The sequence below is a fragment of the Kitasatospora sp. NPDC127067 genome (genome assembly GCF_042724755.1).
Classification (GTDB): domain Bacteria; phylum Actinomycetota; class Actinomycetes; order Streptomycetales; family Streptomycetaceae; genus Kitasatospora; species Kitasatospora lactacystinica.
In genome coordinates this window covers 1-12,072 of record NZ_JBHXEM010000021.1, presented here as the reverse complement: position 1 = coordinate 12,072, position 12,072 = coordinate 1, and the positions used below count along the sequence as shown (strand labels likewise).

The following is a 12,072-nucleotide window of genomic DNA, read 5'->3' as shown; positions in this document are numbered from 1 at the left end:
GCAATCAGCAGCCTAGGGGGAAACCGGTCATTCCGTAAGAGGGCAGCGCCCGACGGCACGCCCCCGCGCCACCGGTGCCGGACCCGTCCGTTCGGCAAAGGCCCGGCAAACCTCCGGCTCCCGCACGCCGAATGACCTGTACGACGCTACAGAACACGGAGAATTGGGGTGCGAACCCGACCGGCGACGACAAGAGTGTGCTAGTGCTGATCAGATTGCTGAGGGCGTACCTGCGCCCGTACTCCCGACCGATCACCCTGCTGGTACTGCTCCAGCTGGTGTCCACCCTCGCGGCGCTCTACCTGCCGACGCTCAACGCCGACATCATCGACGACGGCGTGGTCAAGGGCGACACCGGCTACATCCTGCGCGTCGGCGGGGTGATGATCGCCGTCACCGTCCTCCAGGCCCTGTGCTCGGTCGGCGCCGTCTTCATCGGCGCGCGCACCGCCATGGCCTTCGGCCGGGACGTCCGCGCCGCCGTCTTCGACCGGGTGCAGAGCTTCTCCGCCCGCGAGGTCGGCCAGTTCGGCGCCCCTTCGCTGATCACCCGGACCACCAACGACGTCCAGCAGGTCCAGATGCTCGCCCTGATGAGCTTCACGCTCATGGTCGCCGCGCCGATCATGTGCGTCGGCGGCATCATCATGGCGCTCAACCAGGACGTCCCGCTGTCCGGCCTGCTGCTCGCCGTCATCCCCGCGCTCGGCGTCGTCGTGGTCCTGCTGGTCCGCGCGCTGCGCCCCCGGTTCCGCAGCATGCAGGAGCGGATCGACACCGTGAACCGGGTCCTGCGCGAGCAGATCACCGGCATCCGGGTCATCCGCGCCTTCGTCAAGGACGACCAGGAACAGGCCCGCTTCGCCGACGCCAACGAGGACCTCACCCAGGTCGCCCGTCAGGTCGGCCGGCTGATGTCCATCATGTTCCCCGCCGTCATGCTGGTGGTGAACGTCTCCAGCGTCGCCGTGCTCTGGTTCGGTGCCCACCGCATCGACAGCGGCGCCATGGAGATCGGCGCGCTCACCGCGTTCCTCTCCTACCTGATGCAGATCCTGATGAGCGTCATGATGGCCACCTTCATGTTCATGATGGTGCCGCGCGCCGAGGTCTGCGCCGAGCGCATCGAGGAGGTCCTCGGCACCCACAGCAGCGTCGTCCCGCCCACCGACCCCGTCCAGAAGGTGCTGCGCCGCGGCAACCTGGAACTGCGCGACGTCGACTTCCGCTACCCCGGCGCCGAGGCCCCGGTGCTGCGCGCCATCGACCTCACCGCCCGCCCCGGCGAGACCACCGCGATCATCGGCTCCACCGGCAGCGGCAAGTCCACCCTGCTCGGCCTCGTCCCCCGGCTCTTCGACGCCACCTCCGGCCAGGTCCTGCTCGACGGCGTCGACGTCCGCGAACTCGCCCCCGCCGCGCTCGCCGAGAACGTCGGCATCGTCCCGCAGAAGCCCTACCTCTTCTCCGGCACCGTCGCCAGCAACCTCCGCTACGGCCGGCCCGACGCCACCGACGAGGAGCTCTGGCACGCCCTGGAGATCGCCCAGGCCAAGGAGTTCGTCGAGAAGCTGCCCGAAGGCCTCGACGCCCCCATCGCCCAGGGCGGCGGCAACGTCTCCGGCGGCCAGCGCCAACGCCTGGCCATCGCCCGGACCCTGGTCCGCCGGCCATCCGTCTACCTCTTCGACGACTCCTTCTCCGCACTCGACTACGCCACCGACGCCAAGCTCCGCAAGGCCCTCGCCCGCGAGACCTCCGACGCCACCGTCCTGATCGTCGCCCAGCGCGTGTCCACCATCCGCGACGCCGACCGGATCGTCGTCCTCGACGAGGGCGCCGTCGTCGGCACCGGAACCCACCACGAGCTGATGGCCGACAACCCGACGTACCGGGAGATCGTGCTCTCCCAGCTCACCGAGCAGGAGGCGGCGTGACCACGCCCGGAAAGTCCGACCTGGACAAGGGGCAGGCCCCCGGCGGCGCCCCCACGGACACCCTGAAGAAGGACGCCCCGCCGAAGGACACCGGACTGCCCAGCGACTCCCAGGCCGCCGCCGCCCGCCGCGGCCCCGCCGGCCCCGGCCGCTTCATGGGCGGCCAGGGCACCGAGAAGTCCATGGACTTCAAGGGCTCCGGCAAGCGCGTCCTCGGCCTGCTGCGCCCCGAACGCAACACCCTGATCGGCGTCCTGATCCTCGGCGTCATCGGCATCGGCTGCGCCGTCATCGGCCCCAAGATCCTCGGCGACGCCACCGACCTGATCTTCGCCGGCGTCGTCGGCGCCCGCTTCCAGGCCGGCACCTCCAAGGAACAGGTCGTCGACGGGCTGCGCGCCCACGGCGAGGGCGGCGTCGCCGACCTGCTCTCCTCCGTCGACTTCACCCCCGGCCAGGGCATGGACTTCGGCGCCATCGGCACCGTCCTGCTCTGGGTGCTTGGCATCTACGTCGCCTCCGCCGTCTTCGGGATCTTCCAGGGCCGACTGGCCACCCGCGCCATCCAGGCCGCCGGCTACCGGCTGCGCCAGGACGTCGAGGCCAAGCTCTCCCGGCTGCCGCTCAGCTACTTCGACAAGCAGCCGCGCGGCGAGGTGCTCAGCCGGGTCACCAACGACATCGACAACATCGGCCAGTCCATGCAGCAGACCCTCGGACAGGTCGTCAACTCGCTGCTCACCGTGGTCGGCGTGCTCGCGATGATGTTCTGGATCTCCCCGCTGCTCGCCGTGATCGCACTGGTCTCGGTGCCCGCCTCGGTGATCGTCGCCACCAAGGTCGGCAAGCGGGCCCAGCCGCAGTTCGTCCAGCAGTGGAAGTCCACCGGCCAGCTCAACGCCCACATCGAGGAGATGTACACCGGCCACACCCTGGTCAAGGTGTTCGGGCGCCAGCAGGAGTCCGCGGAGACCTTCCGCGAGCACAACGACGCGCTCTACCAGGCCAGCTACAAGGCCCAGTTCATCTCCGGCACCATCCAGCCCGCGATGATGCTGATCGGCAACCTCCAGTACGTGCTGGTCGCCGTCGTCGGCGGCCTGCGGGTGGCCAGCGGCTCGCTGTCCATCGGCGACGTCCAGGCGTTCATCCAGTACTCGCGGCAGTTCAGCCAGCCGCTCACCCAGGTCGCCAGCATGGCCAACCTGGTGCAGTCCGGCGTCGCCTCCGCCGAGCGCGTCTTCGAGCTGCTGGACGCCCCCGAGCAGAGCCCCGAACCGGCCATGCCCGAACGGCCCGACGTACTGCACGGCCGGGTCGCCTTCCAGGACGTGGCCTTCCGCTACGACCCCGAGAAGCCGCTCATCGAGGACCTCTCGCTCAAGGTCGAACCCGGGCAGACCGTCGCCATCGTCGGCCCCACCGGCGCCGGCAAGACCACCCTGGTCAACCTGCTGATGCGGTTCTACGAGGTCAGCTCCGGACGGATCACCCTCGACGGCGTGGACATCGCCGCGATGTCCCGCGAGGAACTGCGCTCCGGCATCGGCATGGTGCTCCAGGACACCTGGCTGTTCGGCGGCACCATCGCCGACAACATCGCCTACGGCGCCGAGTCGGCCACCCGCGAACAGGTCGTCGAGGCCGCCAGGGCCGCCCACGTCGACCGCTTCGTGCGCACCCTGCCGGACGGCTACGACACCGTCATCGACGACGAGGGCACCAACGTCAGCACCGGCGAGAAGCAGCTGATCACCATCGCCCGGGCGTTCCTCGCCCAGCCGTCCATCCTGGTCCTGGACGAGGCGACCAGCTCCGTCGACACCCGCACCGAGGTGCTGATCCAGCGGGCCATGGCCCGGCTGCGCACCGGCCGCACCAGCTTCGTGATCGCCCACCGGCTCTCCACCATCCGGGACGCCGACGTGATCCTGGTGATGGAGAACGGCTCGATCGTCGAGCAGGGCTCGCACGACGAGCTGATCGCCGCCGACGGCGCCTACGCCCGGCTCTACCAGGCACAGTTCGCCGAGGCCGCGGTCGAGATGGACTGACGTCCGGCCGACCGGAGGGCCGGGGCGGGGACTTCCCGCCCCGGCCCTTCGCTTCGCGGACACCGCGCGCTACGTTGGGCCCGTGATCGACGACCAGGCCCCGGACCGCCCGGACACCCCTGCCGCCCCCGGCACCCCCGCTGCCCCCGGTACCCCCGCTGCCTCCGGTACTCCGCGGACGCCGGACGCCTTCGAGGCGAACCGCCGCTACCTGGGCTCGGTCGCCTACCGGCTGCTCGGCTCGTTCACCGACGCCGAGGACGTCCTCCAGGACGCCTGGCTTCGCTGGCGGGCCGCCGACCGCTCCGCCGTCGCCGACCCGCGCGCCTTCCTCACCACCGTCGTCACCCGGCTCTGCTACGACCAGCTGGGCTCCGCCCGGGCCCGCCGCGAGGCCTACTACGGCGAGTGGCTGCCCGAGCCCGCCGTCACCTACGCCACCGGCCCCGACTCCCCCGCCGAACTGGCCGAACGCGGCGAGTCCGTCTCGCTCGCCCTGCTGACCGTACTGGAACAGCTCACCCCCGCCGAACGGGCCGCCTTCGTGCTGCACGACGTCTTCGCGGTCGGCTTCGAGGAGATCGCCGCCTCCCTGGAACGCACCCCCGACGCCGCCCGCCAGCTCGCCTCCCGGGCCCGCCGCCGGGTCCGCGACGGCGGCCGCGCACAGGACGCCGCCCGGCGCACCGGCCGAACCGACCGGGCCGAGCACCGCCAGGCCGTCGAGGCCTTCGCCGCCGCCAGCACCCGCGGCGACATCCTCGCCCTGATGGAGGTCCTCGACCCCGACGTGGTCTGGCACTCCGACGGCGGCGGCATCGTCCGCGCCGGAGTCCGCCCGATCCACGGCGCCGACCGGGTGGCCCGGATGGTGGCCGGCCTGGTCGCCAAGTGGTTCACCCCCGACACCGCCACCACCACCGCCGAGGTCAACGGCGAACCCGGACTGGTCTGGTACGACCGGGCCACCGGCACGGTCGGCGGCGTCCTCGCCTTCACCGTGGCCGACGGGCGGATCGCCGAGGCGCACGTCGTGGTCAACCCCGAGAAGCTCGCCCGGGTCCCCGCCGTGGAGCTGTGACACCGGTCACCGTCACACCCCGGCCGGCCGCGTCGTCCCCTTCCCGAACAGCGCTCCACCGGAGCGCCCTCGCGAGGAGGCGGACGAGATGAGCAGCACCACCACCGGGCAACGGATCGTCGTACTGGGCGCCGGGTACGCCGGGCTCACCGCGGCCAAGGGCGCCGGCCGGCACCACGACGTCACCCTGGTCGCCCCCGAGGAGCGGATCCTGCACCGCATCCGCCAGCACGAGACCGCGGCCGGCCGCGGCCGCGACTGGCCCACCATCGGCGAGCTCACCCGCGGCGGCCGGATCACCCACCGCCGGGCCCGGGCCGTCGGACTCGACCCGGCCGCGCACGAGGTCCGGCTCGACGACGGCACCACCCTCGGGTACGACACCCTGGTCCACGCCCTCGGCAGCCGCACCGCCTGGCACGCCGTCCCCGGCGCCGAACAGCTCGCCTACCCGGCGGAACGCGCCGCCGAGCTGCGCCGCCGGATCGACACGGCCGACCGGCCCGGCACCCTGGCCGTGGTCGGCGGCGGCGCCACCGGCATCGAGCTGGCCACCGAACTCGCCGAGGCCCACCCCTCCTGGCAGGTGCGGATCGTCGCGTCCGGCCTGGTCGGCGGCGTCTACTCGGCCAAGGGCCGGGCCCACGTCCGGCGCGTCCTCGACCGGCTCGGCGCGAGCGTCCACGAGAACACCACCGTCACCGAGGTCACCCCGGACGGGCTGCGCACCACCGCCGGCCCGATCGAGGCCGACCTCGTCGTCTGGGCCGCCTCGCTGGAGCCGCACCCACTGGCCGCGGAGGCCGGACTGGCCGTGGACGGGCGCGGCCGGGCCGTGGTGGACGACCACCTGCGGTCGGTCTCCCACCCGGACGTCCATGTGATCGGCGACGCCGCCGCGGTCACCGTCCCCGGCATCGGCACCCTGAGGATGGGCTGCGCCACCGCCCTGCCGCAGGGCCAGTACCTCGGCAAGCTGCTGGACGGGCGCACCGAGGGGCCGTTCTCGTTCCGGTACCAGGTGCAGTGCGTGAGCCTCGGCCGGCGGGACGGGCTGCTCCAGGTGGTCCGCCCGGACGACTCGATGCGGCCCACCGTGTTCACCGGCACCGCGGGGCGGCTGGCGAAGGCGGCGATCGTCGCCGTGGTCCTCAACAGCCTGAAGTAGGCCCGCCGTCCCCGCCGGCCGCTGTCGGAAGCGCCGGACGTGCCGGGGCCGGGGGGCGGGGCCGGGGGCTCCGGAAACGCCGGGGCCGGGGGCGGGGGCTCCGGAAACGCCGGAAGGGCCCGGGCGGGTACCCGGGCCCTTCCGGCGTGCGTCGCCGCCGTACCGCTACTTCTTGTCCTTCGGCGTCTCGGCGTCGGTGGACAGCGCGGCGATGAAGGCCTCCTGCGGGACCTCCACGCTGCCGACCATCTTCATCCGCTTCTTGCCTTCCTTCTGCTTCTCCAGCAGCTTCCGCTTACGGGAGATGTCACCGCCGTAGCACTTGGCGAGGACGTCCTTGCGGATCGCGCGGACCGTCTCACGGGCGATCACCCGGGAGCCGATGGCCGCCTGGATCGGCACCTCGAACTGCTGGCGGGGGATGAGCTTCTGGAGCTTGCCCGCCATCATCACGCCGTAGCTGTAGGCCTTGTCCTTGTGGACGATCGCGGAGAACGCGTCCACCGGGTCGCCGTGCAGCAGGATGTCGACCTTCACCAGCTGGGCGGCCTGCTCGCCGATGGGCTCGTAGTCCAGCGAGGCGTAACCGCGGGTCTTGGACTTCAGCTGGTCGAAGAAGTCGAAGACGATCTCCGCGAGCGGCAGGGTGTAGCGCAGCTCGACCCGGTCCTCGGAGAGGTAGTCCATGCCCTGGAGGTTGCCGCGGCGGGACTGGCAGAGCTCCATGATCGCGCCGACGAACTCGTTGGGCGCCAGGATGGTGCCGCGCACGACCGGCTCGAACACCTCGGAGATCTTGCCGGTCGGGAACTCGCTCGGGTTGGTGACGGTGTGCTCGGTGCCGTCCTCCATCACCACCCGGTAGACCACGTTCGGGGCGGTGGAGATCAGGTCGAGGTTGAACTCGCGCTCCAGGCGCTCCCGGATGATCTCCAGGTGCAGCAGGCCGAGGAAGCCGCAGCGGTAGCCGAAGCCGAGCGCGACCGAGGTCTCCGGCTCGTACACCAGCGCGGCGTCGTTGAGGCGCAGCTTGTCCAGGGCGTCGCGCAGCAGCGGGTAGTCCGAGCCGTCCAGCGGGTACAGGCCGGAGAACACCATCGGGCGCGGGTCCTTGTAGCCGCCGAGCGGCTCGGTGGCGCCCTTGTGCATCGAGGTGATCGTGTCACCGACCTTGGACTGCCGGACGTCCTTCACACCGGTGATGATGTAGCCCACCTCGCCGACGCCGAGGCCGTCCGCGACCTTCGGCTCGGGCGAGATGACGCCGATCTCCAGCAGCTCGTGGGTGGCGCCGGTGGACATCATCGCGATGCGCTCGCGCTTGGTGAGCTGGCCGTCCACGACACGGACGTAGGTGACCACGCCGCGGTAGGAGTCGTACACCGAGTCGAAGATCATCGCGCGGGCCGGGGCGTCCTTGACGCCGACCGGGGCCGGGACGGTGTTGACGATGTGGTCCAGCAGGTCCTCGACGCCCAGGCCGGTCTTGGCGCTGACCTGGAGCACGTCGGACGGGTCACAGCCGATGATGTGGGCGATCTCGGCGGCGTACTTCTCCGGCTGGGCGGCCGGGAGGTCGATCTTGTTGAGGACCGGGACGATCGTGAGGTCGTTCTCCAGCGCCAGGTACAGGTTGGCGAGGGTCTGCGCCTCGATGCCCTGGGCCGCGTCGACCACCAGGATGGTGCCCTCGCACGCGGCGAGGGAACGGGACACCTCGTACGTGAAGTCCACGTGGCCGGGGGTGTCGATCATGTTGAGGATGTGGGTCGCCCCGGCGTTCGGGCCGGTCTTCGGCGCCCACGGGAGGCGGACCGCCTGCGACTTGATGGTGATGCCGCGCTCACGCTCGATGTCCATGCGGTCGAGGTACTGGGCACGCATCTGCCGGGGGTCGACGACGCCGGTGATCTGCAGCATCCGGTCTGCGAGCGTCGACTTGCCGTGGTCGATGTGGGCGATGATGCAGAAGTTGCGGATCAGCGCCGGGTCGGTACGGCTGGGCTCTGGCACATTGCTGGGGGTCGCGGGCACCTTGGTCCGATTCTCCGTTGGTCCGGGGCCGGGGGTGTCCGGATCATCGCTGACCGGTTTCCCGGGGACCGGACAGTCTCGTCCGATCGAAATAGTTCCTCCCATCTTCCCACGACTGCGGCCCGGGGCACCGTCCGGGAGTCTCCCGGGCACCCGGGGCGGTCCCCGTGGGCACCGGGGGCGGCGCTCGCGAGCCTCCGGGGGCGGTCCTCGCGCGGGCCCGGGGGCGGGCGTCGCGAGCGTCCGGGGGTGGTCCTCGCGGGCGCCCGGTTTGGGGCGGGCAGCGGGCCCCTGGTAGCGTGGGCTGCTGCACCTGGCCTCGGCATGCCCTCTCAGCTTGACCGAAGGCCGCCGGTTGCAACCCCGTTCACAATCTTTAGACAGACTGAGGCTCCTTCGTGGCGAACATCAAGTCCCAGATCAAGCGCAACAAGACCAACGAGAAGGCGCGCCTGCGCAACAAGGCCGTCAAGTCCTCGCTGAAGACCGCCCTGCGCAAGGCCCGTGAGGCCGCTGCCGCCGGCGAGACCGAGAAGGCCACCGAGCTGGCCCGCGCCGCCTCCAAGGCGCTGGACAAGGCCGTGAGCAAGGGCGTCATCCACGCCAACCAGGCCGCCAACAAGAAGTCGGCCATCACCAAGCGCGTCAACACGGCCGTCCAGGCCTGACGCCCCCGGGGGCGGTGACCCCCATCGCTTCGGGACGACCCGGCCCTCTACCCGGACCCCCGAGGCGCGCGAGACTCGCACCGTACGCGGCCTGCGTTCGCCACGCGGGTGCGGTGCAACCAAGCAGTACGACAGGCGTCGCAGTCGGCCTCCTACCCGGAGACCACTGCGGCGCCTGTCGCGTTCCGCGGTCCGGCCGCTATGGTCGGTCGGGTCCGTTCGAGGTGCGGTTCGAGGTGCGGGGAGCACCCCGACGCCAGGTCCAGGGGGAACTTCCATGACGACGCCACCGCCGCCACCAGCACCGAACGGGCAGGGGTACGGCTTCCCGCAGCAACCGGGCGGGGGCGCGCAGCCGGTACCGGGCGCCCCGGGACCCGCGGGCGCGGGCGGCTTCGGACCGCCCCCGGGGCTGCCCACCGCGCCCGGCCTGCCCGCCGTCCCGGGCCCCGGACGGGGCGGGAACCTGCGGCGCAACGCCGTCTGGGCGTTCGTCGGAGCGGTGATCGTCTCGGTCGGCTGGGCCGCCGCCGTGATGACCGTCCCCGGCCTGGTCACCAGCCAGTCCTCCCCGCGCGACCTGCGCGGCTACCGGCTCTCCGACGACTTCTGCACCACCGGCAAGCCCACGAAGATCCTCCAGACGTACTCCGTCTCGGACACCTCCAAACCGACCCACCACACCGACCGGCACCCGGCGCTGGACAGCATGAACTGCTCGATGTCGCTCAAGCGCACCGGCGGCACCAGCGACAGCGAGTACGCCAACCTCTACATGCGCGTCGACCTGCACAAGGCGGTCAACCCGGCGCCCGAGCTGGAGGCCAACAAGGAGCTCTACCGGGCGCGCGGCTACCAGGTCACCGACATCGCGGGGCTCGGCGAGGAGGCGTACTTCCTGTACAAGGACGACGGCTCGGACCAGTACCACAGCGTCTACGCCGAGCTGGACATCCGCGACGGCGGGATGACGTACTACGTCACCTACTCGGCCAGCTACACCGAGGGCAAGGGCAAGCCGCCGTCCAAGGACGAGCTGCGCGGCGCCCTCCAGTCCGACGGGCAGGACGCCCTCCGGGCCATGAAGAAGTAGGCCGGACCGCTCGCACCGCCGCCCCGCCCCGCCAGTGGACGGACCATCAGTGGGCGGACCGTCGGTGGGCGGGCCGTCAGTAGGCGGGCCGTCAGTAGGCCTGCCGGGAGCCGGCCCGGGATGCCCGGGCGACGGCGACCACCGCGCGCTCCAGGGCGAAGGCCGGGTCGTCCGATCCGCCCTTGACGGCGGCGTCGGCCTGGGCGATCGCGGTCAGCGCGGTGGCCACCCCGTCGCCCGTCCAGCCGCGCATCTGCTGGCGGACCCGGTCGACCTTCCACGGCGGCATGCCCAGCTCGCGGGCCAGGTCTCCCGGGCGCATGTTCCGCCCGGCGCTCGCCAGCCGGCCGATGCTGCGCACCCCGGAGGCCAGCGCGTACGTGATGCCGGTCGGCGGCTGGCCGACGGCCAGCGCCCAGCGCAGCCGCTCCAGCGCCTCCGCGGCCCGGCCGGTGACCGCCAGGTCCGCCACCTCGAAGCCGGTCGCCTCGGCCCGGCCACTGTAGTAACGGGCCACCACCGTCTCGTCGATCGCGCCCTCGACGTCCGAGGTCAGCTGGTGGCAGGCGGCGGCCAGCTCGCGCAGGTCGCTGCCGAGCGCGTCCAGCAGCGCCTGGCAGGCCTCCGGGGTCGCCGAGCGGCCCAGGGTGCGGAACTCGCCCTTGACGAAGGCCAGCCGCTCGCTCGCCTTGGCCAGCTTGGCGCAGGCCACCTCACGCCCGCCGGCCTTGCGCCCGGCGTCCAGCAGGCCCTTGCCCTTGGCCCCGCCGGCGTGCACCAGCACCATGATCACTTCCTCGGCCGGCGCCTCGATGTACGCCTTGACCTCCTTCACCGAGTCGGCGGAGAGGTCCTGTGCGGCCCGGACCACGATCACCTTGCGCTCGGCGAACAGCGACGGCGTGGTCAGCTCGGCCAAACTGCCGGGCTGCAGGCCGCCGGGCGGCAGGTCCCGCACGTCGGTGTCCGGGTCCGCCGCCTTCGCCGCCGCCACCACCTGGGCGACCGCGCGGTCCAGCAGCAGCTCCTCCTGGCCGACCGCGAGGGTCAGCGGGGCGAGCAGGTCGTCGGGTGCACTCTTCCTGGCCATCGCCTACCAGCATCCCACGGGCCGCGGACACTCCCGCCCGACGGAGCGGGCGGCCCGACCTGGACAATGGGCCGGTGAGCGAGAACCAGACCACCGACCTCCCGGACGTCGACGACCCGTACGCCCGGCAGCTGCTCGTCCTGCCCGACCGCGACACCGCCCAGGAGGCGGCCGAGGAACTCGGCGCCACCCAGCCCGACCTCGGCGAGCTCGAAGTCGTCCGCGACGCGCTCGCGGGCGAGGACGACGCCGAGGACGCCCAGTGGCTGGTCGTCGCCGAGGCCCCGGAGAACGGCTGGACCCCCGCCCTGCTGCACGCCCTCGACACCCTCGCGACCGGCTACGAGGGCTGGCGCGAGGAGGCCTGAGGCCCGCGCCCGCACCCGCGCCCGCGCCCGCGCCCGCACCCGGCACCCGGCACCCGGCACCCCGACATCTTCCGGGCCGGCTCGACCACCGCGGCGAGCCGGCCCCTGCCGTCGGCGCCCCCGTCCGCCCGGCCCGGCCCGGCCGGATCAGAAGTGCGGGGAGCCGGGGGCGCCCCCGAGCCGGAGGTCGCCGACGCCGTCGAGGACCTTCTCCACCGAGGCGACGTGCCGGCCCGCGGTGATGACGTCGCGCGGGCAGCGGTCGAGCGGGGTGCGCCCGGTTGGACCGCCTCCCGGCAGGCCCGGTGCGCGAACCGGCGGGCCGGCGCGGCCGTGCCGCGCTCCGGCTTGCCCGGTGCGCGGCACAACCCGCATTTCCAGGCCTTTGCGCGTTCCTGTGGCACCTTGCCGCGGGCTGCCCTCACCTCCCCCTGAGCTTGTGGCATTTCTCCGGCGCGGGGCGGGGCCGGCCCGGGGGGGCCCCGGCCCGATTGGGGTGGGGGGGGGCCGCGCCGCGCGCACCACCCCCCCACGCATAATAAAAAATAAACTCACCCCAGACCACAAGAAAAATTGGTT

Annotated in this window: 10 protein-coding genes; 7 read left to right on the top strand and 3 right to left on the bottom strand. The window is 72.2% G+C overall.

Translation table 11 applies throughout. From position 1 onward, the window contains the following. The first annotated feature begins 203 nt into the window (after nucleotides 1–203). From ACFWJ4_RS11845 to ACFWJ4_RS11830, 4 genes are all read left to right on the top strand, one after another. Complete coding sequence (locus ACFWJ4_RS11845; RefSeq protein WP_380542272.1) at nucleotides 204–1,937, top strand: ABC transporter ATP-binding protein; 1,734 nt, start codon at nucleotides 204–206, stop codon at nucleotides 1,935–1,937. Between the two features lie 155 nt (nucleotides 1,938–2,092). Then, complete coding sequence (locus tag ACFWJ4_RS11840; RefSeq protein ID WP_380348084.1) at nucleotides 2,093–3,991, top strand: ABC transporter ATP-binding protein; 1,899 nt, start codon at nucleotides 2,093–2,095, stop codon at nucleotides 3,989–3,991. A gap of 82 nt (nucleotides 3,992–4,073) precedes the next feature. Next, a complete protein-coding gene (sigJ, locus tag ACFWJ4_RS11835; RefSeq protein WP_380542269.1) occupies nucleotides 4,074–5,072 on the top strand; it encodes an RNA polymerase sigma factor SigJ in 999 nt (332 codons plus the stop codon). 88 nt (nucleotides 5,073–5,160) lie between these two features. Continuing rightward, nucleotides 5,161–6,240, top strand: a complete 1,080-nt coding sequence (locus ACFWJ4_RS11830) for an NAD(P)/FAD-dependent oxidoreductase (protein WP_380542266.1) — start codon at nucleotides 5,161–5,163, stop codon at nucleotides 6,238–6,240. Nucleotides 6,241–6,405: 165 nt separating this feature from the next. Here the strand turns inward: ACFWJ4_RS11830 and lepA are convergent, their stop codons facing one another. Beyond that, nucleotides 6,406–8,274 carry a translation elongation factor 4 gene (gene lepA, locus ACFWJ4_RS11825; protein WP_359903081.1) on the bottom strand — a complete coding sequence of 623 codons (1,869 nt, stop codon included), beginning with the start codon at nucleotides 8,272–8,274 and terminating at the stop codon, nucleotides 6,406–6,408. 398 nt (nucleotides 8,275–8,672) lie between these two features. On the opposite strand from lepA, the gene rpsT reads away from it, so the two are divergent. Both rpsT and ACFWJ4_RS11815 read left to right on the top strand, forming a co-directional pair. Next, nucleotides 8,673–8,942, top strand: coding sequence for a 30S ribosomal protein S20 (rpsT, locus tag ACFWJ4_RS11820; RefSeq protein ID WP_030309778.1), 270 nt, complete (start codon nucleotides 8,673–8,675; stop codon nucleotides 8,940–8,942). 277 nt (nucleotides 8,943–9,219) lie between these two features. Continuing rightward, entirely contained in the window at nucleotides 9,220–10,035 is an 816-nt protein-coding gene (locus ACFWJ4_RS11815; protein ID WP_380542263.1) for a hypothetical protein, read from the top strand. A 91-nt stretch (nucleotides 10,036–10,126) separates the two neighbouring features. Here ACFWJ4_RS11815 and holA read toward each other — a convergent pair whose 3' ends face one another. Then, nucleotides 10,127–11,125 carry a DNA polymerase III subunit delta gene (gene holA, locus ACFWJ4_RS11810; protein WP_380542260.1) on the bottom strand — a complete coding sequence of 333 codons (999 nt, stop codon included), beginning with the start codon at nucleotides 11,123–11,125 and terminating at the stop codon, nucleotides 10,127–10,129. A 74-nt stretch (nucleotides 11,126–11,199) separates the two neighbouring features. On the opposite strand from holA, the gene ACFWJ4_RS11805 reads away from it, so the two are divergent. After that, nucleotides 11,200–11,493, top strand: coding sequence for a hypothetical protein (locus tag ACFWJ4_RS11805; RefSeq protein WP_380542257.1), 294 nt, complete (start codon nucleotides 11,200–11,202; stop codon nucleotides 11,491–11,493). A gap of 147 nt (nucleotides 11,494–11,640) precedes the next feature. Here ACFWJ4_RS11805 and ACFWJ4_RS11800 read toward each other — a convergent pair whose 3' ends face one another. Continuing rightward, on the bottom strand, nucleotides 11,641–11,868 hold the full coding sequence (locus tag ACFWJ4_RS11800; RefSeq protein ID WP_380542254.1) for a hypothetical protein: 228 nt from the start codon (nucleotides 11,866–11,868) through the stop codon (nucleotides 11,641–11,643). Nucleotides 11,869–12,072: the final 204 nt, after the last annotated feature.